Below are 24,469 nucleotides of genomic sequence, written 5' to 3' on the forward strand. Positions count from 1 at the left end.
GACAGGATGCACAGTTAATACAAGAAGCATACTGATTCAATCACGGAGATTAATTATGAAATTATGGAAAGTGTTATGTAGTTTTGTAATTGCTGTATGTTATTTACCATTAGCCTTTGCAGCATCACAGTCTCCTGCAGGTACATGGACAACCATTGATGATAAAACAGGAGCGAAAAGAGCTGTAGTCAGCCTTAAGGTAACAAATGGTACTTTAAGTGGTACTATCGTTAAAGTATATCCACAACCAGGTGATACCGGAATTTGCTCTAAGTGCCCTGGTGCATTTAAGGACAAAAAAATTCAAGGTTTGACTTTTGTTTGGGGATTAAAAGATGAAGGCAATGGTGTTTGGAGTGGTGGCTCTATCCTCGATCCCAAAACAGGAAAAATTTATAAAGCCAAAATGACAATGCAGGGCAATAAACTGTATGTCAGAGGGTATTTTGGAGTATCTGCTCTGGGACGTACTCAAACCTGGATTCGATAAGTAGTTTTTAAGAATGATTTTATATATAATGCGGGGTAGCGCTTTCTCTCGCTTTTGAGGCGATGAGCACTATCCTGCATTTTGTTTTTAGTGTTATTATCATTTGAAATTAGATTAAGAATGTCTTTAAATAGATTGTCTTCCCAATAAATAATTTCTCAAATAAATTGTTATTACCATGCTTGATTTGCAAATATCTAAAAAAACGGTCGATCCACTAAAACGTCCCCCACATTCTGTAGAGGCTGAGCAATCCATCATTGGTGGTTTGATGCTCGATAATCAAGTTTGGGATAAGGTAAGCAATAAATTATGTGAAACCGATTTTTATCGTACCGAGCATCGAATTCTTTTTAGAGCCATTTCTGCTTTAGCCAAAAAAGATCAACCCTTTGATGTGGTGACGCTTCTTGACGCTTTGAAAACGCATAACGAGTTAGATGATGCTGGTGGAGAAGCTTATTTATTTGAGTTAGCTAATAACACTCCAAGTGTAGCGAATGTGACTGCTTATGCGGATATTGTGCGGGAAAAGTCAGTCCAGAGGCAACTGATAGCGGTAGCAACAGAAATTGCCGATTCCGCTTATAATCCTGCCGGAAGAGAAGTGCCTGAGCTATTGGATATGGCCGAAACCAAAGTATTTGCCATTGGTGAGCAAACTGCTAGTGATGGCGGACCAGAAAATATTAAATCCATCCTGGTACGGGCAGTAGAGAAAATAGATGCTCTCTATCATAATGGTGATGCGATTACAGGTCTTGCTACAGGCTTATCTGATTTGGATGAAATGACATCGGGTTTGCAGCCTTCTGACCTGATTATTGTTGCTGGCCGCCCATCGATGGGAAAAACAACTCTGGTGATGAACATGGCAGAACATGCGGCAATTAAAGCCGGTAAACCAGTATTGGTTTTCTCTATGGAAATGCCAGCAGATTCTCTGGCAATGAGAATGATGTCTTCCTTAGGGCGAATTGATCAGCATCGGATTCGTACAGGTAAATTAGATGATAATGATTGGCCACGAGTGACTTCCGCTGTGCATATGCTTTCTGAGGCCCCTTTGTTCATAGACGATACTCCTGCTTTAAGTCCCGGAGAAATGAGGGCCCGTGCCAGACGTTTAGCAAAGGAACACGGTTCGTTGGGGCTTATTGTTGTCGATTATTTACAATTAATGAAAGTCCCTGGGTTTAATGCAGACAATAGAACAGCGGAAATCTCCGAAATTTCTCGCAGTCTTAAATCACTGGCAAAAGAGTTGCAGGTTCCGGTAATTGCATTATCTCAGTTAAATAGAAGCCTGGAGCAGCGAGCAGATAAGCGGCCTGTGATGTCAGATTTGCGAGAATCAGGAGCAATTGAGCAAGATGCTGACTTAATCTGTTTTATTTATAGAGATGAAGTATATAATGAGGACAGTCCTGATAAAGGTACTGCTGAAATCATTGTTGCCAAGCAAAGAAATGGACCCATAGGCAAAGTCAGGGTGGCCTTTTTGGGTAAATACACACGATTTGAAGATTTGGCATTTAATGGTTATCAAGGGGTAGAATAGGGTGTCAAGACCTACACGTTTAGTGATAGAGCCCAGTGCTTTATTGCATAATTTATCTCAAATAAAGCATTTGGCTCAAGGCAAAAAAGTTATTGCTATGGTAAAGGCCAATGCCTACGGATGTGGCGTCAGGGAAGTTGCTCCTGTTCTTGATGGGCGTATTGAGGCTTTTGGAGTAGCTTGTCTTGAGGAGGCCCTTGCTATTCGAGCTTTAGGCGTTGAAACCCCGTGCATTCTCTTTCAGGGAGTATTTAGCTCCGATGAGTTGTTAGTAGCCGTTGAGAACAATTTCGCCTGTGTTCTTCATCACCCACAGCAGCTCGAGTGGCTAATCAATACTCCGTTGCCTCAACCGATAAAAGTATGGGTTAAGGTAAATACGGGCATGCACAGACTTGGATTTAAAATCCATGAATTGCAAACAGTCATGGATGCATTACAAACTTGTATTTGGGTTGATAAAAACATAGGGTTAATGACTCATTTGGCTTGTGCAGATGAGCCCCACCGCCCTGAGAATCGTCAACAGATCTCTTTGTTTCAAGAGATATCCATACCTGGATTTCACCAACGCAGTATCGCTAATTCGGCCGCGATTATTTCATTCCCTGATTCCCAGGCTGATGTGGTGAGGCCAGGGATTATGTTGTATGGCGTTTCCCCATTTGCCAATCAAAATGCTCGGGATTTAGGTTTAATCCCTGTTATGCGTTTTATGTCAGCTATCAGCGCGATTCATGATAACCCATCTTTTGCTCAGGTTGGCTATGGTGGAACTTGGAAAAGCGATAAACCTTCAAGAATCGGTATTGTTGCAGCAGGTTATGGTGATGGGTACCCAAGACATATTTCCGAAAAAACGCCGGTTTGGGTGAGGGGGAGGGAAGTGTGTGTTGTTGGCCGGGTTTCTATGGATATGCTGACTATCGATTTGACAGAGCATCCTGATATTGAGATCGGCGATGCGGTTGAGCTTTGGGGGACACATGTTTTAGTGGAGCGTATTGCCAAATCAGCAGGTACAGTTGGATACGAATTATTATGTCAAATTTCGGAGAGAGTCCGTTACAAATAAGTTATGGATAATAACTGTTCGTGATGGTAGAATGACAACCGATTTTGTAACTCTTTAAACAGGTGAACTGTAATGAAAAAATTGATTGTTGCATCATTATCCCTATCATTTATGCTAGGTGGCTGTGCCTCAATGAACAAAGAAGGTGTAGGTACAATTACAGGCGGTGTGGTAGGTGGATTACTTGGTAGCCAGTTTGGTGGTGGTTCAGGTAAGGTTGCAGCTGCAGGAGCAGGAGCATTATTAGGAGCTTACCTGGGTGGTCAAATTGGAAAAACAATGGATAAGGTAGACCGACTTGAAATGCAAAGAGCACTTGAAACAGCTCCAACAGGTAAAGCAGTTGCATGGTCAAATCCGGACACTGGATACCGTTATACTGTCCAGCCAACGAGAACGTATTATAACGCCCAACAACCTTGCCGTGAGTACATTACCAAAGCCATGATTGGTGGTAAAACCCAACAGATTTATGGTAAGGCCTGTCGTCAAGCTGATGGTTCCTGGCGTGTTGTGAATTGATGAATTGATTAAGATTGTTGGGTTATGCCCAACAATCTTATTTTAATAATCAAATGTGATAATCTTTTATAATAGCTTTCTTAGTCCCATTCGGTGAGCTTAATACTCTCTTTTTGTGCTATATTTATACAGCGAGTTACTAATTTAGTATTAATCAGGGAGAGTGAAATGGCTCACTTAATTCATAGCGTACTGCCGGTCCCACCAAGGAAAATCGCTTATATTCATCCTGATGATAGTGTCAAAGAATGTATTAAACAGATGGTTGAAAAAGATATAGGTGCTTTAGTCGTTTTCGATAATGATACCAACCTGATTGGTATAGTGAGTGAAAGAGACATACTTCGTGGTTATTTTCATAAGAATCTAAGTTTGGAAACTGCAAAAGTATCTGATGTTGTTTATACCAACGTCACGATCTTAAGTCCACATGATTCAGTAGAGAAAGCCATGCAAGTGATAACTGAAACGAAAAGAAGACATGTATTAATACAGGAAGGGAGTGAGTTATTAGCTATATTGTCCATAGGGGATTTGCTGTACCACGTATTGGAAGATAAATTGCGAGTGATAGAGCATTTGGAAAATTATATTCATTCCTGATGTTGAATCTCTTATTTCAAGTTTACATTTTATTACTCTAAACGAGGTAGACTTGTTTGTACTATTTCATACAATCGATCCTAAGTGCTATAGTATTCATTTAAAAGAAATATAATGAAAACCATGAAGCCAATGATTCGATTGACGGTGTTATTTCTGATGCTCAATTTTAATTTATGGGCAGTAAATTACTCATCTCCCTGGTATACAGAAGAAAAAGGTAAAGGGCTTGTAATTAATGTGGAGTTATATCTTTCTTCTACTTGTCCTCATTGTCATAAGGCCGATGAATTTTTCAAAGAAATTGAAAAACATTATCCCTGGCTGCATGTACAGCGTTATATTATTGATAAAGATAAAAACGCTTTGAAACGTTTTGGCGATTTATTGACAGAGCTTAACCGATATGATTTTGCGGTTCCATCTATATTTTTTTGTAATTCTCGTTGGGTAGGGTTTGCCTCTGCACAGACAACCGGAAAGGATCTGCTCAATGGCATAAATTATTGTAAAGAAGCAATCATTAAAAATGGAAGATTGACTCCTGCGACCGAGAGTGTTTTAAACAGATGGGGAAATGCTAACTTGTTTGATGCGAATATCACAGGAAGCCCTTCCTCAAATACATTTATTTTTGCTGTAGCCTTAATCGATGCGATCAGTCCATGTGCTTTATTTACTATTGCTGCATTTTTTGGTCTTTTATTTATGATAGAAAAGCGAAAACTGCAATTTATTAGCGGTTCCCTATTTATTTTAACCGTTGCTGGTGTTCATTATTTTCAACAAGTTTATCCTACCCTGTTTTTTGAGTCGCTTTCATGGTTTCGTATTCCGGCTGCATTGGTAGGGCTTTTTGCTTTTTACTTCGCTGGTCAATATTATAAAAAACGTTCTATCCAACCATTATTTATTGTTTTGGCCTTTTTATTGGCATTTACAGTTCCAATGTTTCAACAAACCTGTTTGATGAATTGGTCTTATGTTTTTGAACAATGGCTACATAACCAAAATCTATCAGGAGTACAGATGGCGTTATATCAATTTGCTTATCAACTTATCTATATCCTTCCTTTAATTATCCTGATGTTCCTCTATTGGGTTCTAATGAAAATTCGTTTTTTCGAAAAATTGAAGGCAAAATTACCTACTATAGGTTTCTTATATATTTTAGCTATCGCACTCTTGTTAATCATTTATCCCTATGCCCTGTCTAATTTGGCATTATCATTGTTTTTAATTGTTTCGTTAGGTATTTCTGGTTTGTTACTGAATTGGTTTAATGCTTCTAAAATGACATGAGGAGCGAATCGGCATAAAATAAATTATAAATTCTGAATATCTTCATTTTATGACATACAATTAAGTTAGGTTAGGTTTTGAAGCTAATCGCTTATGGAGAAGTTCTCATCATGGATGATAATAATTCAGAATATAAGCATTTATTTCCGATTGTTGTGGAAGTAGCGGAAGGAAAGACTTACAAATGGTGTGGTTGTGGCAAAAGCAAAACTCAACCTTTCTGTGATAAAGAGAATTGTGGAGATAAAGCGGTCTCTTTCATAGCAGATTTGACTGAAGAGGTTTGTTTTTGCAATTGCAAACAAACCAAAAACCCTCCTTTTTGTGATGGATCGCATGCAAAGGTTTTGCTTGAAGTGGTTAAAAACAGGCAAAATAAATGAACAGGAAAGGACGTCTTAAATGATAGATCATGAATTAAAGAAAAAAATTGTTAATACAATCAGCCAATATGAGCATAAATGTGACAAGATGCAAAGTCAAATTAATACGCTCAGAAGTGTAATTAATCAATTGATTATTAATCCTATTGGAATCAATTATGAGTTAGACGATCGCCTTTCACAATTAAGAAATTATTTGGATACTGAATTTGAACCCGCTGTCATAGAAAAAAAAGTGAAACGTTTGGCAGAAATGCTTTCTAAAATACAAAAGAAAAAAATGGAAAACTCTCGTTTGGTCAATGGACTAATCAAACAGGGGGTTGAATCGATTGGTCGTATTGCCAATAAATCTCAGGATAAGAGAGCCGTTACAAAATTACAAAAAATGCTGGATACCGAGATGGAAAGCCATGCCATTTTGGTTCATTTTAATCAAGTTTTAACTCAATGCGTTTCTTCCGTGATTAAGGAACTGGAGGAGTTGCCGCAAATTACAAATGTCGATAGCTCCAAAAAAAAATTTCAATATGAGATTAGTTTAAAAGTAAATGACAGCTTGCAACAATTACTTAACCATTTATCCATCCCTCAGGATTTGGACTCCAAGAGAGGAAGCATAAAAACGAATTTGGAACATGCACTCACTGATGAAGAGCTCAGTACCATTATTGACAGTTTGACGGAATTAGTCGTTGAGTCATTTAATGTTGAGCAAAACCGATTCAAAGGTTTTCTTCAACAGTTAACCAATCAGTTAAATGATTTCGATCTCTACTTAAGAGCAACAGATAATACTCGCAAGAAGGCCTCTGAAGACAGTCGGCAATTAGAATTCGGAATTCAGGATAACCTCGATCAAATCAAAAACCATCTTGATACCTCGAAAACGATTGAAGAATTGTCCTTAAAGGTAAGTCAAAATATAAAAATGATTGGTGATCGCTTAAAAGAGTATCGGCATAATGAAGAAATGAGGGAGAAAGAGTATGCAAAACAAGTATCTGAGTTACAAGCAAGATTGCAGGAATCTGAGCAAAATGCTGAAGAAATAAAAAATTTGCTGTCTTTTCAGAAATACAGAATTAACCACGACAGTTTAACAGGCTTGCCGAACAGGGAATCTTATGATGAGCATATCCTGGATTCATTCCAGCGCTGGAAACGAAGTTCAAGCGTGTTATCTCTTGCTGTGTGTGATATCGATCATTTTAAACGTATTAATGATAATTTTGGCCATCTTGCAGGAGACAAAGTTCTTAAAAAGGTTGCTATGATTTTTAAATCGTCAATCAGGACTGTTGATTTTATCGCTCGAATAGGTGGTGAGGAATTTGTATTTATCTTTGAACGAACCAACAGTAAAGAAGCCCTGGGAACTTTGGAGAAATTACGTAAATTAGTTGAAGATTGTTTGTTTTATTATCGCGACAAAAAGGTAGATGTCACCGTTTCTTTTGGGTTAACTACGGTAACCGAAGGTGATGATATTGAATCTTTGTTTATGCGGGCAGACAATGCCATGTATAAAGCTAAAAATGCAGGAAGAAACAGGATTGAAGTACTATAGAGGAATATATTTCCAACTATTTTTTATTATACTATTTTCAGGGCAAATTCAGTTCAAAAAATGATTTTGCTCTGATACCAATTTTAAATGAACTTGATCTTATCTTTATGATTTGGGATCATCATAACTCTTTGTATTTCGGATGGCATCATGAGCAAATTGATCGATATTCCAATCGTTGTGGAAAGTGGACAAAAATATAAGACATCTCAGGGTGTGACAGCTATTAAAGATGGAATAAAATCATCAGGTCAAAATCATGAACGACTGCCAAAACCAAAATGGCTACGCATAGTCAATCATACAACTCCAGCTTATAGCCAGGTTAAAGAGCAAGTGCAAAAACATCGCTTGGCAACAGTTTGTGAAGAAGCGAAATGCCCAAATATCTCAGAATGTTGGTCTCATGGGACTGCGACTATCATGTTAATGGGGGCAGTATGTACCCGGGCTTGCCGATTTTGTTCTGTGGATACAGGAAATCCACATGGCTGGCTCGATGCGCAAGAACCCGAGAATACCGCGGAAACTGTTGCCTTAATGAACCTGGATTATGTGGTTTTAACTTCAGTTAATCGGGATGATTTACCTGATGGAGGGGCGAATCATTATGCCAAAACCATTAGAGCAATCAAAAAACGTTCTCCCCGAACTAAAGTCGAGGCGTTAACACCGGATTTTCAAGGCAGTGAAAGAGATGTTGCTGTCTTGCTGGATAGCGGTGTTGATGTTTTTGCCCAAAACGTAGAAACTGTTGAGCGCTTGACTCACCCAGTAAGAGACAATCGAGCAGGCTATCAGCAAACCTTAAATGTTCTGGCTTTTGCCAAGCAATATCGACCTGATGTTCTCACCAAAACCAGTTTGATGTTGGGATTAGGTGAAACGGATGAGGAAATTGTACAAACCATGGATGATCTACGTGCCCATCATGTGGATATTTTGACTTTGGGTCAATATTTGCAACCGACTAAGAATCATTTACCTATAGCGCGTTATGTAACTCCTGAAACTTTTTCTGAATTAAGGCAAATTGGATTGAAAAAAGGCTTTTTTGAAGTGGCTTCTGGCCCACTGGTTCGATCAAGCTATAGGGCTGACCGAGTGTTCAAACGGGATAATTTGGGACTTGATGTTTGAGATTAGTGCGCTGTTTGTGTTTTTCTAATTCTATTAAACCGTACATGCTGATGAGGTGCGAAGCACCGTCTCGAAGCATACTCGAATGCCACAACGTCTATTAATGTTACGCTAACTCAATACCCCGTTTTTTCATGATCTTATGTAAATAATAAGCCAGGAAATACATCAGAATACCAAGCCCCAAAGCACTAATACCCATAATCAAATAATAATTTTTATAATAAGGCAAACTTTCAAGAGCAGAATTAATATTCTCTGGGATGGCGACCCAACCTGCAATTCGTCCTGAAATAGCATTGGACATGGAGCTGGCTAAGTACCATACGCCCATAGCAAAGGCAATCGCACGCCCATCACAATACAAGCCAATCATGCTAAGGCCGATCGCACTGACCCATAATTCGGCAATTGAGATTAAAATGTAGGTCAAAGCGATGTAGTTACCATCCACTAATCCATTGATTGCATTTTGGGCAGCAAAGGCCATAATCAGCAGGGCGATGCCAGAGAGAATCGTGCCAGCGGCAAATTGATAGGGAATCGTAAAACGCGAAAAAAACCTGTAGAAACGAGGGAGTTGACTTCCAATTAATAAAATGAGCAAAGGATTTAGCATTTGGTATTGAGCAGGAGAAATTTTAAACCAAAGAAAACTCAGATCAGAATTGTTTTCTGCAAATAATACCAAAGTACTGTTCATTTGATTGTATATGATAAAAAATACGATGGCTTCTATTATCAGCAATACGGCGATCATTTGTTTACTGCGAGTTTCGCCTTTAAGCATAATGGTTTTAATTAAAAACCAGAGAATTCCTATAGCACATCCTGCGCCTATTAGTGTGCTGGCGATATAAACATGAGTATAGGCATATAAAGTAAGAGAATAGATAGCTGCTATATAGGCAATGAGTCGCACTATACCCTGATTGGAAAATTTGGATTTATCCATTCCCCAAATAACATTACTATAAATGGAGTAACGTTTCGCAAAATTCAAGGCAGCGATGGATTTGCCAATAAAAGTCAAGGTGAGTACTGAAAGTGGGCCATAACGACTTTCCAGGAGAACTGGCGCGATCATGGTTGCCAGCAGTGCCCCCACATTAATGGCCATATAATAATAAGTCATAGCGGATTTGGCTTTGATGGCATCATCCGAATAAATGTGAGAAACCATACTCGATGCTGTTCCCATTAATAGGGAGTTTGTAGCAGGAATAAAAGCAAAAGCCATGATAAATAATTGATCCCCAAGAGAACTAATTGTGTACCCACTTAACATGACCAGTAAATAAGCACACGCCAGCATGATGCTGCCCAAGAGAATAGATCTTCTGACACCAATAATATTATCGGCCATATACCCGCCTAAAATAGGCATCAGGTAGCCTGTGGCTTGAGTTACACCAATGAAAGCGTAGGCTTTGGCTTGACTGTAACCCAACCCCTGGGCGATCAAGGGTCGAGTTAAAAATAAAACCAGAATTGTATTCAGAGCATAGACAGAAAACTGGCTCCAAAAAGTAATAAAAATAATATTATTGGTTTGTTTTTGACGAAGACTTAGTTCTGGAAGATAATTTTTAACTGCTTGAGAAATCAATTTCACACCTCATTCCGTTTTTTCTAACCTACGGTTCAAGATTATCACTTCTTGGCAAGAACTACATCAATAATATGAGTGTCATGGTAGGGAAAAGTAAATATCCTACTGAAAAGCCGTTTAAGACGCTGAATTAAAAAATATTTTGGCAGCATACGTATTGATAGAGTATTAAGAAACCAGGTGCCTTCTATTCCAAACAGTGCCAATTCATCAATGTTATTAAGGGTAATGGGTATTTCAATACGTTGATGATCCAAAATATTAAATTGATGTTGCTTAAATGCCAGCAAGAGTTCGTCGAGATTGGCAGCAACGGTCGTATTTTTGACTATGGATTTATAGTAGTGACCAACAACTCTGCTTAAAATAGTATCCTGAGCAATAAAGTTAGCCAGTTGTTGTTGTGCTACAGGAAAAGAATCGTAGGTTGTTGTGATTAGAGAAAAGTGGCCGTTGGCACGCGTTAAGTATTTGGCTTCATCAAAGAGCACATTAATGGGGATATAAGCATTAATAAAATGAGCCAGAACCAAGTCCTGGCTATGTGCAGGCAAAAATTTGTTGGCTTCTGCAGCGCTACCTTCGATGGTCGTTAAAGGAAGTGCTTCACTTGCTCGTTTTAACATTTCTGATGAAACATCAATGCCCGTGAAATCAGCGGTTGGCATTAAGTGATGTAATTTTTGCAAAAAAGATCCATTGCCAACACCCAGATCAAGGATTTTATAATGAGGCTTGAGCCCCAAATGAAATTTCCTCATCTGTTCTATGGCAACGTGATGGCTTTCGCTAATTGAACCAAAACGATTAGCTGTCGCGTAATTTTCAGCGATTTGGTTATACATGGCCTTCAAGGACATGCAAAATTCCTATTTAATACGATTTATCAAGTATATCCTTAAATGGGGGCAATTGGCGACTGTTGATTTTGACAAATCTTTTGTTGTTATTAAGATTTATACAACGAAAAGTAGGATTTGTTTAATACCTGGTATTTTTATTGTATACTGCCCTTTTTTATATGATATTTTAATAGTTGGGATTGTAATTGATATGAGCAAAATTTACGCACCAAAACCTATAGACATGGCAGATTTCCAGCTTCCAGCAGAGAAGCTTAATGCTAAATATGGGTTACCCAATAAGGTGGAATTTTGCAAAAGCTGTGTCATCTCAAATCAAAGACCTAATTCTGCTGTTGAATATGAGCATAAGAAAGAATCAAAAAAGAACACTATTCATTTTGATGAACATGGTATTTGTGATGCCTGTCGAGTTGCTGAACGTAAAAAATCAACTATTAATTGGGAAGAGAGAGACAGGCAATTGAGAGAGCTTTGCGATCGGTTTAGAAGCAAAGATGGTTCCTATGATTGCGTTGTTCCCGGTTCTGGAGGAAAGGACAGTTTTTATGCTGCTCACATTTTAAAGTATAAATACGGGATGAACCCCTTGACTGTGACTTGGGCTCCCCATATGTACACACCTTGGGGGTGGAAAAATTTTCAATCCTGGATACATGCTGGCTTTGATAACTATTTATTCACTCCCAACGGAAAAGTACACAGATTATTAACCAGACTGGCCGTTGAAAATTTATTCCATCCTTTTCAACCTTTTATGATTGGTCAAAAGGCTTATGCTCCCAAAATGGCTTTATTGCATAAAATTAAACTGGTTGTTTATGGAGAAAATGAAGCAGAATATGGTAATCCAATAGGGGATACTGAATCTGCGAAAAGAGACTGGAAATATTTTACCGCACAAGATAAAAGCAAAATCTTTTTAGGCGGTACTTCTGTACAAGAGCTAAAAAGTGATTTCGGTTTAAATGATAATGATTTGGATGCTTATTTACCCGCTGATCCACAACAAATTGAAGAGCAACAGGTAGAGGTTCATTACTTAGGATATTACCTGAAATGGCATCCACAAAGTTGTTATTATTATGCTGTGGAACATGGCGGTTTCGAAGCTTCTCCCGAACGAACTCCTGGAACTTACAGTAAATACAATAGTATTGATGACAAAATTGATGATTTTCATTACTACACCACTTTAACCAAGTTTGGTATAGGAAGAGCAACCTACGATGCTTCCCAGGAAATACGTTCTGGAGATATTACTCGTGAAGAGGGAGTTGCCTTGGTCAAACGTTTTGATCAAGAGTTTCCTGAGCGTTTTGCTGAAGAAATTTTTAAATACTTGAGTATTAATCCTAAAGAATTTCCAATTGCTTCTCAAATGTTTGAGCAGCCGATTATAGACAGAGCTTATTTTATGGCTTTGGCTGATACCTTCAGATCTCCTCATTTATGGAAAAAGGAAGGCAAGCAATGGATATTGAGACATCAAGTAACTAATTACGAAAAACAAACTAGAGATTATCTGGAGACAGTTTAATGGGTAATATCCGTTTAATTGCAAGACTTGATATCAAAGGTCCTAATCTAATTAAGGGAGTGCATTTAGAGGGTCTAAGGGTTGTCGGAAATCCCAATGAATATGCTATGTCATATTATGCACAAGGCGCTGATGAATTGATCTATATGGATACTGTTGCTTCCTTGTATGGGCGTAATAATTTGTCAGAAATTGTAAAAAATACGGCTGAAAATGTGTTTGTACCTATCACTGTTGGAGGAGGTATTCGCAGTGTCGATGATGTAAAGCAATTGTTGCGTTGTGGTGCAGACAAAGTGGCCGTTAATACCGCCGCAACCAAAAATCCTGCTCTCATATCTGACATCGCTAGAAGATTTGGCTCGCAATGTATGGTCTTATCAATCGAGGCTAAGCGAGATACAAATGGAAGATGGGAAGTCATGACAGATAATGGTCGTGAACACACGGGAATGGATGTTGTCGATTGGGCTCGTAATGGAGAGGAGTTTGGGGCTGGTGAAATTCTCCTCACTTCTATTGATCAGGAAGGCACTCGTAAAGGCTTTGATCTGGAATTAGTGAAACAAGTTTCTGAAGCGGTTTCAATTCCAGTGATTGCCAGTGGTGGAATGGGATGTTTGGACGATTTAGTTGATGTTGTTCGTAGTGCTAACGCTGATGCAGTTGCGATGGCGGATGTATTGCATTATAAGCGACTTAGTTTGTCAGAGATACGAAATTATGCATTGGCCAAAGGTATTCATGTGAGAACAATATGAGTTCAGTTTCAATTGTAGATTATGGTATTGGTAATTTATTAAGCGTAGCAAGAGCATTCCATTATTTTGATACCCCAGTTCATTTTGTAAGTACTCCGGAAGAAATTATGAAGGCTGAGCGATTGGTCTTGCCGGGAGTGGGCGCATTTGCGGATGGAATGAAAGGATTAACCGATTTAGGTTTTGTAGAACCTATTAAACAATTTGCACTTAGTGGTAAGCCTTTTTTAGGAATTTGTCTTGGTATGCAATTGATGTTGACTAAAAGCATGGAGTTTGGTGAACACGAAGGACTTGATTTAATCAATGGAGAAGTAGTCTGTATTCCATTACATGGAGTTGATGGACAGCGACATAAAATTCCACATATTGGTTGGAATGAATTGGTTACAACTCCTTATGGTGGAGATTGGTCTGATACTATTTTAAACAATCTACCAATAAATTCATCAGTATATTTCGTCCATTCCTATATGGCTGTGCCAAGTAATCCAAACACAAGATTGGCAGATACTTTATACGATGGTCAGCCTATTAGTGCTGTTATAAACGATGGCAATATTTATGGATGTCAATTCCATCCAGAAAAAAGTGGAGAAGTAGGATTAAAGATCATCCAGCAGTTTTTACAAATTTAGGACGCAAGAAGTGAGAGTTTTAGCGATAATACCAGCAAGAGCTGGATCCAAAAGGCTACCAGGAAAAAATATAAGATTACTTGCTGGTAAACCACTTATCGCTCATACTATAAATGCGGCTCTACAATCCAATTGCTGCGAACAAATCGTAGTTTCAACTGATTGTCGAGAAATAGCTGATATCGCAATTCAATATGGAGCCTCTGTGCCATGGCTAAGGCCACACTCCTTAGCTGATGATTCATCAGATGTAGTATACGCCGTTATTGACTTGTTGAATAATTATAAGAAAATCAACGTGTTTTTTGACAGCGTTTTACTTCTGCAACCTACCTCCCCTTTTAGAAAACCTGAGACAATTAGAAAGGCCGTTCTAATGCATAGAGACATTGGTAATAGTGTTGTATCTATCAATAAAGTTAGCTTTAAACCTTCTTGGTATAGGACAGTAGATGATCTAGGTAACTTATGTTCCCCTAATATTTTTAGAAATTCTGATGATTCTGAAGAAGGTGAACCCATTTATAAACTAAATGGTGCAATTTATATAGCTACTACCGAACAGATCATATCTAATAAGTCATTTTATAGTAATCCAACAAAGGCGCTGCTTATGGATAGTCCAAGTGAATCTATAGATATAGATACTCCAATGGATTGGGCATTAGTAGAAAAATTAATTGAACTAAAAGAAGAGATACTATTATGAGTTGTTTTATAATTGCAGAGGCAGGGGTAAATCATAATGGTGATCTTCAATTGGCTAAAGAATTAATTTATGCAGCCAAAGAGTCAGGAGCTGATGCGGTAAAATTTCAGACTTTCAAAGCTGACTCCCTGGTCAATAAAACAGTAGAAAAAGCGGAATACCAAAAAAATAATGCTCCAGAATCGACTACTCAGTATGAGATGCTTAAAGCTCTGGAGCTTACAGAAGAGGATCATTATTTATTAAGTGAATTAGCTAATTCACTGAGCATTGAATTCATGTCAACTGGTTTTGATGAACAAAGCATCGATTTTCTTATTTCCCTAGGGGTAAAACGATTAAAAATCCCTTCTGGTGAAATTACTAACATCCCATATTTACAGCATTGCGCCAGTAAAAAATTACCCTTAATCATTTCAACAGGGATGTGTGATTTGGAAGAAGTAAGAGCGGCCATAGACACAGTAAAACCCTACTATGGAAACTCTTTAGCGGATTATCTGGTTTTGTTGCATTGCACCTCTAATTATCCGGCTGCTTATCAGGACGTGAATTTGAAAGCCATGCAGACATTAGCTGACGAATTTCAATTGCCTGTGGGTTATTCTGATCATACTTTAGGTATTTTGGTGCCAACACTAGCAGTTGGAATGGGCGCTTGTGTGATCGAAAAACACTTTACAATGGATAAATCTCTTCCTGGTCCGGACCATCTTGCTTCTATGAATCCAGAGGAAATGAAGAGTTTAGTGCAATCCATCAGAGACGCTGAAACAGTTTTGGGAAGTGGTGAAAAAAAACCGTCGGATAATGAGTTGCCGATAAGAGCTTTGGTCAGAAGAAGTGTGACTTTAAAACGTGATTTGGTTAAAGGAGCTCAAATCAGTAAAGAGGATTTGATCCTGCTAAGACCTGGTACTGGAATAGCACCGTCAGAAATATCAAAAATTGTAGGCTCTCGATTAAGTATGAATTTGTCTGCGGGTACTACTTTGTTATGGGAACATATTGAAGCGTGATGACCAGAAAAATAATTTATGTTACAGGTACTCGCGCTGATTATGGACTGATGCGGGAAGTACTAAAAAGATTGCACCATTCAGCAGACATTGACTTATCGATTTGTGTCACTGGTATGCATCTTGATGCTTTGTATGGGGATACAATCAACGAAATTAAAGCAGATCAATTCTCAATCTGCGGCATTATTCCTGTTGATCTTGCCAATACCCAGCATGGTTCTATGGCAAAAGCTATCGGTCATGAGCTATTGGGATTCACCGAGGTATTTGAACGTGAAAATCCTGATGTCGTTTTATTGCTGGGAGATAGGGGTGAGATGTTGGCTGCAGCCATAGCCGCTGTACATTTAAATATCCCTGTTGTACATCTGCATGGAGGAGAGCGTTCTGGAACTGTTGATGAAATGGTAAGGCATGCGATTTCCAAATTATCTCATTATCATTTTGTCGCAACAGAGGCATCCAAACAACGCTTGATTAGAATGGGTGAGAAAGAGGAAACCATCTTTCTAGTTGGTGCTCCGGGTTTGGATGAAATCATGCAGTATAAAACGTCTGCACGTGATGTGTTTAATCAAAATTATAGATTTGATCCTGACAAAAAAATCTGCTTATTAATTTATCACCCAGTTATTCAAGAAGTTGACTCAATTAAAATCCAATTTCAAAATGTGATTCAGGCAGCACTTGCATCTAATTTACAAATTATTTGCCTTGAGCCGAATTCAGATACGGGTGGCCATTTCATTAGAGAAGTGATTCAGGAATATACTCATCATCCTGATGTTAGAATTATCAAGCATTTGCATCGCCCAGAATTTATTGATTGTCTTGCAAATTCTGATGTGATGCTGGGAAATTCCAGTAGTGGCATAATAGAAGCAGCTTCATTTAACTTGATAGTAGTTAATGTTGGAAGCAGGCAAAATTTAAGAGAGCGCAGCGACAATGTCATTGATGTTGGTATCACTTATGATGCTATTTTGACGGGGCTAAGAGAGGCGTTAAGTAAACCTGAAAAGAAATACTCGAATTGTTATGGGGATGGAAAAACAAGTGAAAGGTGTTATCAACTATTAAAAACTATCCCTTTGCATTCACAAATATTGAATAAATGCAATGCATACTAAATTAAAAATAATAGGATGTGGTGGACACTGCAAAGTGGTGATTGATGCCCTATCACTGACTAGGCACTCTTTACAAATTTCACTTTGCGATAGTAATAAGAGTTTGTTGGGTCAAGAAGTGTGTGGAGTATTGGTTGATTCGACGATGGATAGTTTAGCTGACTATGTCGGCTATGTTCACGTCAGCATTGGAAACAATCAGGTCAGAAAGAATGTTATAGATTTGATGAATTCCAAAGCAAACTTGTTTACAATTATTCATCCGGCTGCCATTATTGCGAGCTCAGCGAGTCTCGGTCTTGGTTCCTTTATCGCAGCACAGGCAATACTCGGTCCTGATTGTGAGGTGGGTGAGGGATGCATCATTAACCACAGCGCTGTTGTGGATCATGAAGTGATAGTTGGTTCCTATTCCCATATCGCGCCTAATAGCACCTTAGGCGGGCGAGTCAGGGTTGGTGAGAGAGTTCTGGTTGGGGCTGGAGCAGTTGTTTTGCCTGGTGTGACTATAGGTGATGGTGCAACAATTGGGGCTGGCTCAGTCGTTGTAAAGGATGTAAAAGAGAATACTGTTGTAAAAGGCGTACCCGCAGTCTAAAAGGAATAAAATGATTACTATCAAAGAATTATACATAAATAAACAAGAAAGCCTGAAAACTGCCTTGAGTAAGCTGGATGCTACGGCTCAAGGTGTGTTATTTCTGGTAGATAGTGATGAGTGTTTGATAAGAACGGTTACAGATGGTGACATTCGAAGATTACTATTAAAAGGATTCACATTAGATTCTACATTAGAGGAATTATCAGAGCATTCATCAAAAGCTTTACCTGTTTCTGCTACAATTCAGGATGCTTACCATTTAATGCAGGAATATGAACTAGATCATATCCCGGTTATTGATGAGAGCAATCGCCCCATACGCTTAATCCACAGGAGAGAACTCTCTTCCAATATTCTGCTTTCCTCGCCTCATATCGGTGAGCATGAACAGCAATACGTGCGGGAAGCTTTTGCAACCAACTGGGTCGCTCCTTTAGGGCCTAATGTAGATTCTTTTGAGAAAGAAGTTGCGGAATACATTAATACAAAATCGGCTGTGGCTTTAAGCTCAGGAACAGCGGCTATTCATCTGGCACTGGTATTACTCGATGTGAAGCCAGGGGATATTGTGTTCGCATCCAGCTTTACTTTTGTAGCGACAGTGAATCCTATTTTGTACCAAGGTGCGACCCCGGTATTTATTGATTCTGATTTGGATACCTGGAATATGTCTCCAATTGCTCTTGAGCGAGCATTACGAGAATGTAAAGCAAAAAATCAAATGCCGAAAGCAGTTATTATTGTTAATTTATATGGGCAAAGTGCTAATTACGATGCCTTATGCCAATTATGCAATGAATACAATGTGCCAATTATAGAAGATGCAGCGGAGTCTTTGGGGGCTACTTATAACAACAAGCACAGCGGGACTTTCGGCAAGTTAGGTGTGTTTTCATTTAATGGCAATAAAATCATTACTACTTCTGGTGGTGGCATGTTGGTGTCTGAAGACGAGAATCTGATACAAAGAGCAAGATTTTTATCAACTCAGGCTCGCGAACCAGTGCCTCATTATGAGCATACTGTGGTTGGGTATAATTACAGGATGAGTAATGTGCTTGCCGGCATAGGCAGAGGGCAACTAAAAGTATTAGAAAAACGGGTTAAGGCAAGACGAGCTATTTTTGATCGATATAAGCAAGCCTTGGAATCTTATCCATTTATTAACATGATGCCAGAGATAAATAATGGGTATAGTACTCGTTGGTTATCGACATTGGTTATCAAACCAACACCAAACAAGATAAGACCGGAAGAAGTCATCGAACAACTAAAACCATTTAATATCGAAGCAAGGAGAACATGGAAGCCTATGCATAGACAGCCTTTATTTGCAGGCTCTAAATACTATCCTCATGATGAACAATTTAGTGTTTCAGATTACTTGTTTGATCATGGTATTTGCCTTCCTTCCGGGTCAAATTTGAGTTCTAGAGATATCGATAGAGTGATTCATTGTTTGTCTGATATTTTCAAATCCAAACAAAATGTCGCAGAGGTTGTATAGCTATTATGAATGAAAATAAAGTATTAAATGAAACTGTTATTAAGGCTGGCGATATCCAGCCACTCAAAACTTATTTAAAAGATCTATGGCATTACAGGATGTTGTTATGGGTTTTCACTGCACGGGATATTAAGGTTAGGTATTCACAAACTATCTTAGGCCTTGGATGGATAGTTTTATCTCCATTAATTACTGTAGGTGTTTTTACCTTTGTATTTGGATTTATGATAAAAATTCCTACAGATGGTTTGCCATATCTTTTATTTTATTTGGTTGCTATTATTCCCTGGTATGCTTTTATGGCAATGATAAACTTAACCATGGGGTCGGTAGAAGGTAATGCAGGCTTGGTCTGTAAAATTTATTTCCCAAGGTTATTGCTAGGCGGCACATACACTTTATCAGCGGGTGTTGATTATCTTGTTGGTTTTGGCTTAATCATACTTTGTGCTAGTATTTATCACATACTGAATTATCATTTATTTGTATTATTTCCATTGCTATTTTTCATTCAAGCGATGTTTGCAATGGGATTAGGGCTGATGCTCGCTCCCTTTAGTACTCGATATCGTGATTTGAAATTATTTGTACCACTGGCATTACAATTCTATTATTTCGCAAATCCAATTCTGTATCCTATATCTGCTTCTCCCCCTTGGTTACGTTTTTGGTATGAGTTCAATCCTATGAGTATGGTGATTTGTGCATATAGAGATGGTTTAAAGGGGAATTGGCCTAATCCTGAACAATTTATTTTTGGTTTTTCAGTTGCAATTATAGTATTTGTAGTTGGATTTAACATTTTTCGAAAACATGAACAATCTTTAGTAGATGCATTATGAACTGGATTTTAAGAGTAGATAATTTAAGTAAGGTATATAGGTTAGGTGCCGGCGCTACACAGCATGGTACTATATATGAACAAATATCCAAAAAGGTGAAAAGGTTATTGCCTCGCAAAAATAATAAAGCAAGCCTTGATGATGAGAATACTCAAAAATCCTCAGCCAAGGTGGTTGTTTCAGATTCGCAAACTGAAGGATTACCTCCTGGTTTTTTTTGGGCGTTAAAGGATATTAATTTCCAAATATCACCTGGCGAACGCATAGGTTTAATAGGACAAAATGGTTCAGGAAAGAGTACTTTACTGAAAATTTTATCCAGAATAACTACTCCGACTTATGGTGAATTTAGATATAAAGGCCATTTAATCAGTTTGCTTGAAGTGGGGACTGGTTTTCATCCAGAATTGTCTGGGCGTGAAAACATCTACTTAAATGCGGCCATTAATGGCATGACCAGGCAGCAAATTAATCTTCGTTTTAAGGATATAGTTGAATTTTCAGAATTAGGTAGCCAGATAGAGACCCCGGTAAAACGCTATTCTTCAGGAATGTATATGCGACTTGCATTCTCTGTAGCCGCTTTTCTTGAATCTGAGATATTGCTTATTGATGAAGTCCTGGCGGTAGGTGACCAGGATTTTCAGAAGAAATGCAAGGAAAAAATGCTGGAAGTTGCAAATGATGGCCGGACAGTTATTTTTGTAAGTCATGACATGAATGCAGTAGAGTCTATTTGCAAAAAAATTATAAAACTGTCTCATGGGACAATTGTTGAATTTAAAGACATCGAAACTAATAAAGCTGATAATTCAAATTCAGATAAAAATAATAATTTACCAGTTCAAAATGAAACTACACAAACGTCATCAATAATATTGAGCTCAGCTCCTTTAGGAAAGGGGGTGTTATGCGCAGAGCAAAATTGGCGTGATAATTTAATTAGTGCTCCTCAAATAAAAGATAGAGTTCAAATTTATTCTTTAAAACTTTTGAATAATTCAGGGAGTATTCAAGATAAATTTACTGTAAACGAAGAAATTATTGTTCAAATTCAATTTGAAGTGAAACAGAAGAGTTCCAGAGTTTGTGTAAGGCTGGATTTATCTTCGGTGGAAGGGGTTAAATTATTTTCAACAATGGATAGTTTATCAAATTCATCAGACTGCAGGAGAGAATTGGGGGTTTATACTGAAACGTTAGTTATTCCTAAAGAATTCTTAAATGAAGGTCAATTCTTAATATCAATTATCATTACAGATTTGGATACCATCGATCAAGAAATTAGGTGTCTGGATTGTTTATCTATGAAAATAATAGATGATCAAATGCCGTTTGGAGTGAGGGGTAACTGGTCAGGTCCGTGGCCCAGTAGTTTATTAAGACCAAATTTGGTTTGGAATGTTGAGTTGCAGAAATCTCTTGAAGACCTTGCCTCTGAAGAAGAGAATAATCAAGAATTATTAGTAGTAGATTAAGGGTAATTATATTGAATATAAGCGAATACAAAACTTCATTGATTTGTTTATTTTTGATCTTACCAGATAGTGATATCTCGAATGGATAAAATTGAGCTACAAAGAAATACTTTGTTATTTGTGCATGTCTCGACTCATTTTAAAGAAATGATACGTGTTGCTCGATTGATGAAACAAAATGGTACTTATAATCCGTATATATTTTTTTATGTAAAGTATGAAGGGGTCAAAAGAGATATCGAGCAATGTCAATCTGAAGGCGTTAGTTTTATTACTTACTTTGATTTAAATGCTTCCAGGCAATCCGGTTTTAATTTGAAACTTCAACTGTTGAGATTTTTTTTAAAGTTATCGTTAAAATTTTTGGAAGTCATTAGTTATATTTTAAAGCCATTTGTTTTTCTTTTTAAGTGTTTATTTTATTTTCCTGGAAAATTTATTAGCACTGAGAAAAATCAATTAACTTTCAAAAAAAATAAGAGATTAGAAGCCTTATTAATATTTTGTTATAAAATGGCTTGGTATAAGTTCCCCTTTTTTTTACCACCAATTTCTCGAGCAGCATACGATTATAGTAAATACATGGATAGAGTATTAGGACAATATCAAGTTAAGTTGTTAGTATTTCCTGAACATAATTTATTTTATTTTACCCAGCTCATTGTTTATATTGGAAAAAAATATAAGATTCCTTCTATTATTGTCCCATTTACTATTGCAAATACAAAAGAATGGGCGGAAACTTTCTACAACAAACCATCTCTATCTTTATCGAAAATTTATAATAAAGTGTTGTCTATTGCGTTCCCACATTGGGTTTATTGCTATAAGAACAGACAAATGATTTTGCCAGTTGATTTGATATTACTACATGAGATGTTTCGCATTACACCTAAAAACCCGTGGTTGTTGAATAGTGGGGAGATTGATTTTCTTGCTTTAGAAAGCGATGCAATGAAGGACTATTATATATCAGCAGGTTTGGAAGAAAAATATTTGAAAGCTACGGGAGCCTTATATAATGATGAATTGTTTAGGAAATTACAAGATGCTGATTCACATAGAATAGATTTATACCACTTTCTTGATATGTGCCCTTCCAAGCCTATGATTCTGTGCGCATTACCCCCAAATCAATGTGATTCCAGACAAAATGTTATTGAGTTTTTAGATTATACAGAAATTGTAAAATACTTATTAGAACAACTATCTCATTACGCCAAAGAATATAACATAATCATTAATTTGCATCCGCGTATCAACTTTTCCTCAGTAGAATTCATAAAGGATTACCCGGTAAAAATATTTTATGGTGATATTGCTGAAATAATTCCTTTAAGTGCTATTTATGTGTCAGTTTGTTCAGCAACTATTAGAATGGCGATTAGCTGTGGCATACCAGTTATTAATTATGATCTGTATCGATATGAATACGATGATTATGATGATCTGAAAGGGGTTATTACAGTGTATAATCGCGCTGAATTTTCAAGTATTTTGGAAAAACTGGCTAAAGAACCAGGCTTCTATGCTCAAATAAAAGAAGCGCAATTGAGGGACAGTGAAAAGTGGGGGCAATTAGATGGAAAGGCAGGACGAAATTTATTAAACGAAATTAATCTCCTTTGGGCATGAATGTTTTTTATTTTTACTTTTTGGTGGCCGTATGAATGTAATGGACACAAGAATACCTGAGGTTAAAATTATTGAACCAAAGATTTATGGTGATGAAAGGGGTTTTTTTTATGAGTCTTTTCAAGCCAAACGATATGGGGAGTTATTAGGAATAACCGATCATTTTGTACAAGATAATTTTTCAAGATCGCAAAAAGGGGTGCTAAGAGGTCTGCATTATCAAAGTCAACAAACCCAGGGAAAACTGGTTTCAGTTTTAGCTGGTGAAGTGTTTGATGTTGCCGTGGATATTAGGTTAGGCTCGCCTACTTTTGGGCAATGGGTTGGAGTGATACTTTCTGGGGAAAACAAAAGGCAATTTTGGATTCCTAAAGGGTTTGCTCATGGGTTTTATGTTTTGAGTGCGGTGGCTGATTTTGCTTATAAATGCACAGATTATTACCATCCTGAAAGTGAATTTTCCATTCATTATCTTGACCCGCAATTAGCTATTGATTGGCCGTTAGGGGATCAGGTTCAATTGTCCTCAAAAGACGCTGCAGGCAAGCTTTTAAGTGTAATAGATACTCAACTTTTACCGAGATATCAATCGTAAATGAAAATACTGGTTACAGGTGCTAAAGGGCAAGTTGGTACCGAGATTGTCAAATATTTTTCTTCTTCTGAGCACGAAGTGTATGCTTGTACCAGAGATATTCTTGATTGTTGCAAGCTTGATCAGGTTCATGATGTTTTATTGGAAATCGAACCGGATCTTATCATTAATGCAGCAGCGTATACGGCAGTGGATATGGCAGAGGACGAGTCTGATTTGGCTCATATCGTGAACGCTGAGTTTGTAAGTCGACTGGTGAATTATTGTAGCTTGAAAAATATCCCTTTGCTCCATTTATCAACTGATTATGTATTTGATGGAGAAAAGAATGGGTCTTATCATGAAACCGATAATCCAAACCCATTAAGTGCCTATGGGCGTACCAAATGGGAAGGGGAACAGGCGATTTTGTCCCAGCTAAAACAGTATATTATTTTACGAGTTAGCTGGGTATTTGGTAAGCAGGGGAAAAATTTTGTAAAAACAATTTTAAGTTTGGCTTCCAGCAGAAAAGAATTGAATATTGTTGCAGATCAATGGGGAAGACCTACTTCAGCTCGCGATATAGCAAGAGTACTATTTGAAATAGTACAGAAAATCAGCCATTCTTCCTTTGAATATTGGGGCATATACCATTATGCGGGACAGGGTGTCACAAATTGGTATGAGTTTGCCAATGCATTTCTTAAGATAGCAAAAGAGAAGCGGCTTCTCTTGACCTTAAACAATCTAAATCCGATTAAGACAGAAGAATATCCTACAAAGGCAATAAGACCAAAAAATTCAGTACTTGATACAACAAAGATAGAAACAATATTGGGTATAAAAAGTTGTAGTTGGAAAAATGATTTGCCAGATGTCATCGACAATTTTACTAAAAAATAAGAATC

At 37.7% G+C, this 24,469-nt stretch carries 24 protein-coding genes; 22 read left to right on the top strand and 2 right to left on the bottom strand.

Annotation, left to right across the window (positions count from 1 at the left end):
• Nucleotides 1-55 precede the first annotated feature (55 nt).
• The 9 genes from EL201_RS03800 to lipA all read left to right on the top strand — a co-directional run bounded on the left by EL201_RS03800 (nucleotide 56) and on the right by lipA (nucleotide 8,646).
• On the top strand, nucleotides 56-490 hold the full coding sequence (locus tag EL201_RS03800; RefSeq protein ID WP_032829049.1) for a DUF2147 domain-containing protein: 435 nt from the start codon (nucleotides 56-58) through the stop codon (nucleotides 488-490).
• 178 nt (nucleotides 491-668) lie between these two features.
• Entirely contained in the window at nucleotides 669-2,051 is a 1,383-nt protein-coding gene (gene dnaB, locus EL201_RS03805; protein ID WP_014843547.1) for a replicative DNA helicase, read from the top strand.
• Nucleotide 2,052: 1 nt separating this feature from the next.
• Nucleotides 2,053-3,126, top strand: a complete 1,074-nt coding sequence (alr, locus tag EL201_RS03810) for an alanine racemase (protein ID WP_027223779.1) — start codon at nucleotides 2,053-2,055, stop codon at nucleotides 3,124-3,126.
• Between the two features lie 72 nt (nucleotides 3,127-3,198).
• The gene (locus tag EL201_RS03815) at nucleotides 3,199-3,648 is read left to right on the top strand and encodes an RT0821/Lpp0805 family surface protein (protein WP_027223780.1); all 450 of its coding nucleotides are present in this window, start codon (nucleotides 3,199-3,201) and stop codon (nucleotides 3,646-3,648) included.
• Between the two features lie 168 nt (nucleotides 3,649-3,816).
• The gene (locus EL201_RS03820) at nucleotides 3,817-4,251 is read left to right on the top strand and encodes a CBS domain-containing protein (RefSeq protein WP_027223781.1); all 435 of its coding nucleotides are present in this window, start codon (nucleotides 3,817-3,819) and stop codon (nucleotides 4,249-4,251) included.
• A 114-nt stretch (nucleotides 4,252-4,365) separates the two neighbouring features.
• Nucleotides 4,366-5,553: a glutaredoxin family protein gene (locus EL201_RS03825; protein WP_027223782.1), complete on the top strand. Its 1,188-nt coding sequence runs from the start codon at nucleotides 4,366-4,368 to the stop codon at nucleotides 5,551-5,553.
• Between the two features lie 110 nt (nucleotides 5,554-5,663).
• Nucleotides 5,664-5,936 (top strand): CDGSH iron-sulfur domain-containing protein, encoded by a 273-nt coding sequence (locus tag EL201_RS03830; protein WP_027223783.1) that lies wholly within the window; start codon nucleotides 5,664-5,666, stop codon nucleotides 5,934-5,936.
• Between the two features lie 19 nt (nucleotides 5,937-5,955).
• A complete protein-coding gene (locus tag EL201_RS03835) occupies nucleotides 5,956-7,506 on the top strand; it encodes a GGDEF domain-containing protein (RefSeq protein WP_027223784.1) in 1,551 nt (516 codons plus the stop codon).
• Nucleotides 7,507-7,656: 150 nt separating this feature from the next.
• Nucleotides 7,657-8,646, top strand: a complete 990-nt coding sequence (gene lipA, locus EL201_RS03840) for a lipoyl synthase (protein ID WP_027223785.1) — start codon at nucleotides 7,657-7,659, stop codon at nucleotides 8,644-8,646.
• A 106-nt stretch (nucleotides 8,647-8,752) separates the two neighbouring features.
• Here the strand turns inward: lipA and EL201_RS03845 are convergent, their stop codons facing one another.
• Together EL201_RS03845 and EL201_RS03850 are read right to left on the bottom strand one after the other, a co-directional pair.
• Nucleotides 8,753-10,261, bottom strand: coding sequence for a peptide MFS transporter (locus tag EL201_RS03845; RefSeq protein WP_027223786.1), 1,509 nt, complete (start codon nucleotides 10,259-10,261; stop codon nucleotides 8,753-8,755).
• Between the two features lie 38 nt (nucleotides 10,262-10,299).
• Nucleotides 10,300-11,118, bottom strand: a complete 819-nt coding sequence (locus EL201_RS03850; RefSeq protein WP_027223787.1) for a class I SAM-dependent methyltransferase — start codon at nucleotides 11,116-11,118, stop codon at nucleotides 10,300-10,302.
• A 193-nt stretch (nucleotides 11,119-11,311) separates the two neighbouring features.
• Between EL201_RS03850 and EL201_RS03855 the strand changes: the two genes are divergently transcribed.
• The 13 genes from EL201_RS03855 to rfbD all read left to right on the top strand — a co-directional run bounded on the left by EL201_RS03855 (nucleotide 11,312) and on the right by rfbD (nucleotide 24,464).
• Complete coding sequence (locus tag EL201_RS03855) at nucleotides 11,312-12,661, top strand: N-acetyl sugar amidotransferase (protein WP_027223788.1); 1,350 nt, start codon at nucleotides 11,312-11,314, stop codon at nucleotides 12,659-12,661.
• Nucleotides 12,661-13,422, top strand: a complete 762-nt coding sequence (wbuZ, locus tag EL201_RS03860; protein WP_027223789.1) for a glycosyl amidation-associated protein WbuZ — start codon at nucleotides 12,661-12,663, stop codon at nucleotides 13,420-13,422. The genes EL201_RS03855 and wbuZ overlap by 1 nt, the downstream gene beginning before the upstream one ends.
• Nucleotides 13,419-14,060: an imidazole glycerol phosphate synthase subunit HisH gene (hisH, locus tag EL201_RS03865; protein WP_027223790.1), complete on the top strand. Its 642-nt coding sequence runs from the start codon at nucleotides 13,419-13,421 to the stop codon at nucleotides 14,058-14,060. Before wbuZ ends, hisH begins: the two co-directional genes overlap by 4 nt.
• Before the next feature lie 10 nt (nucleotides 14,061-14,070).
• Nucleotides 14,071-14,769 (top strand): acylneuraminate cytidylyltransferase family protein, encoded by a 699-nt coding sequence (locus tag EL201_RS03870; RefSeq protein WP_027223791.1) that lies wholly within the window; start codon nucleotides 14,071-14,073, stop codon nucleotides 14,767-14,769.
• The gene (legI, locus tag EL201_RS03875; protein WP_027223792.1) at nucleotides 14,766-15,788 is read left to right on the top strand and encodes a N,N'-diacetyllegionaminate synthase; all 1,023 of its coding nucleotides are present in this window, start codon (nucleotides 14,766-14,768) and stop codon (nucleotides 15,786-15,788) included. The genes EL201_RS03870 and legI overlap by 4 nt, the downstream gene beginning before the upstream one ends.
• Nucleotides 15,788-16,921: a UDP-N-acetylglucosamine 2-epimerase gene (gene neuC, locus EL201_RS03880; protein WP_027223793.1), complete on the top strand. Its 1,134-nt coding sequence runs from the start codon at nucleotides 15,788-15,790 to the stop codon at nucleotides 16,919-16,921. Before legI ends, neuC begins: the two co-directional genes overlap by 1 nt.
• Nucleotides 16,911-17,519 carry an acetyltransferase gene (locus tag EL201_RS03885; RefSeq protein WP_027223794.1) on the top strand — a complete coding sequence of 203 codons (609 nt, stop codon included), beginning with the start codon at nucleotides 16,911-16,913 and terminating at the stop codon, nucleotides 17,517-17,519. Before neuC ends, EL201_RS03885 begins: the two co-directional genes overlap by 11 nt.
• Nucleotides 17,520-17,529: 10 nt before the next feature.
• Entirely contained in the window at nucleotides 17,530-19,029 is a 1,500-nt protein-coding gene (locus EL201_RS03890) for an aminotransferase class I/II-fold pyridoxal phosphate-dependent enzyme (RefSeq protein WP_027223795.1), read from the top strand.
• Nucleotides 19,030-19,034: 5 nt separating this feature from the next.
• Entirely contained in the window at nucleotides 19,035-19,871 is an 837-nt protein-coding gene (locus EL201_RS03895) for an ABC transporter permease (RefSeq protein ID WP_027223796.1), read from the top strand.
• Nucleotides 19,868-21,349 (top strand): ABC transporter ATP-binding protein, encoded by a 1,482-nt coding sequence (locus EL201_RS03900; protein WP_050598319.1) that lies wholly within the window; start codon nucleotides 19,868-19,870, stop codon nucleotides 21,347-21,349. The genes EL201_RS03895 and EL201_RS03900 overlap by 4 nt, the downstream gene beginning before the upstream one ends.
• 81 nt (nucleotides 21,350-21,430) lie before the next feature.
• Nucleotides 21,431-22,984 carry a hypothetical protein gene (locus tag EL201_RS03905; RefSeq protein WP_027223797.1) on the top strand — a complete coding sequence of 518 codons (1,554 nt, stop codon included), beginning with the start codon at nucleotides 21,431-21,433 and terminating at the stop codon, nucleotides 22,982-22,984.
• Between the two features lie 31 nt (nucleotides 22,985-23,015).
• Nucleotides 23,016-23,579 carry a dTDP-4-dehydrorhamnose 3,5-epimerase gene (gene rfbC, locus EL201_RS03910; RefSeq protein ID WP_027223798.1) on the top strand — a complete coding sequence of 188 codons (564 nt, stop codon included), beginning with the start codon at nucleotides 23,016-23,018 and terminating at the stop codon, nucleotides 23,577-23,579.
• A complete protein-coding gene (gene rfbD, locus EL201_RS03915; RefSeq protein ID WP_027223799.1) occupies nucleotides 23,580-24,464 on the top strand; it encodes a dTDP-4-dehydrorhamnose reductase in 885 nt (294 codons plus the stop codon). It abuts the gene before it with no gap.
• The last annotated feature ends 5 nt before the right edge of the window (nucleotides 24,465-24,469 follow it).

Origin of the sequence: Legionella pneumophila subsp. pascullei (assembly GCF_900637585.1) — a bacterium.
GTDB classification, from domain to species: Bacteria; Pseudomonadota; Gammaproteobacteria; order Legionellales; family Legionellaceae; genus Legionella; species Legionella pascullei.

Bases quoted from the DNA above. Each gene is read 5' to 3' on its own strand.
- EL201_RS03800 (WP_032829049.1), top strand. From the start codon at position 56: ATGAAATTATGGAAAGTGTTATGTAGTTTTGTAATTGCTGTATGTTAT.
- dnaB (WP_014843547.1), top strand. From the start codon at position 669: ATGCTTGATTTGCAAATATCTAAAAAAACGGTCGATCCACTAAAACGT.
- EL201_RS03815 (WP_027223780.1), top strand. From the start codon at position 3,199: ATGAAAAAATTGATTGTTGCATCATTATCCCTATCATTTATGCTAGGT.
- EL201_RS03820 (WP_027223781.1), top strand. From the start codon at position 3,817: ATGGCTCACTTAATTCATAGCGTACTGCCGGTCCCACCAAGGAAAATC.
- EL201_RS03825 (WP_027223782.1), top strand. From the start codon at position 4,366: ATGAAAACCATGAAGCCAATGATTCGATTGACGGTGTTATTTCTGATG.
- EL201_RS03830 (WP_027223783.1), top strand. From the start codon at position 5,664: ATGGATGATAATAATTCAGAATATAAGCATTTATTTCCGATTGTTGTG.
- EL201_RS03835 (WP_027223784.1), top strand. From the start codon at position 5,956: ATGATAGATCATGAATTAAAGAAAAAAATTGTTAATACAATCAGCCAA.
- lipA (WP_027223785.1), top strand. From the start codon at position 7,657: ATGAGCAAATTGATCGATATTCCAATCGTTGTGGAAAGTGGACAAAAA.
- EL201_RS03850 (WP_027223787.1), bottom strand. From the start codon at position 11,118: ATGTCCTTGAAGGCCATGTATAACCAAATCGCTGAAAATTACGCGACA.
- EL201_RS03855 (WP_027223788.1), top strand. From the start codon at position 11,312: ATGAGCAAAATTTACGCACCAAAACCTATAGACATGGCAGATTTCCAG.
- wbuZ (WP_027223789.1), top strand. From the start codon at position 12,661: ATGGGTAATATCCGTTTAATTGCAAGACTTGATATCAAAGGTCCTAAT.
- hisH (WP_027223790.1), top strand. From the start codon at position 13,419: ATGAGTTCAGTTTCAATTGTAGATTATGGTATTGGTAATTTATTAAGC.
- legI (WP_027223792.1), top strand. From the start codon at position 14,766: ATGAGTTGTTTTATAATTGCAGAGGCAGGGGTAAATCATAATGGTGAT.
- neuC (WP_027223793.1), top strand. From the start codon at position 15,788: ATGACCAGAAAAATAATTTATGTTACAGGTACTCGCGCTGATTATGGA.
- EL201_RS03885 (WP_027223794.1), top strand. From the start codon at position 16,911: ATGCATACTAAATTAAAAATAATAGGATGTGGTGGACACTGCAAAGTG.
- EL201_RS03890 (WP_027223795.1), top strand. From the start codon at position 17,530: ATGATTACTATCAAAGAATTATACATAAATAAACAAGAAAGCCTGAAA.
- EL201_RS03895 (WP_027223796.1), top strand. From the start codon at position 19,035: ATGAATGAAAATAAAGTATTAAATGAAACTGTTATTAAGGCTGGCGAT.
- EL201_RS03900 (WP_050598319.1), top strand. From the start codon at position 19,868: ATGAACTGGATTTTAAGAGTAGATAATTTAAGTAAGGTATATAGGTTA.
- EL201_RS03905 (WP_027223797.1), top strand. From the start codon at position 21,431: ATGGATAAAATTGAGCTACAAAGAAATACTTTGTTATTTGTGCATGTC.
- rfbC (WP_027223798.1), top strand. From the start codon at position 23,016: ATGAATGTAATGGACACAAGAATACCTGAGGTTAAAATTATTGAACCA.
- rfbD (WP_027223799.1), top strand. From the start codon at position 23,580: ATGAAAATACTGGTTACAGGTGCTAAAGGGCAAGTTGGTACCGAGATT.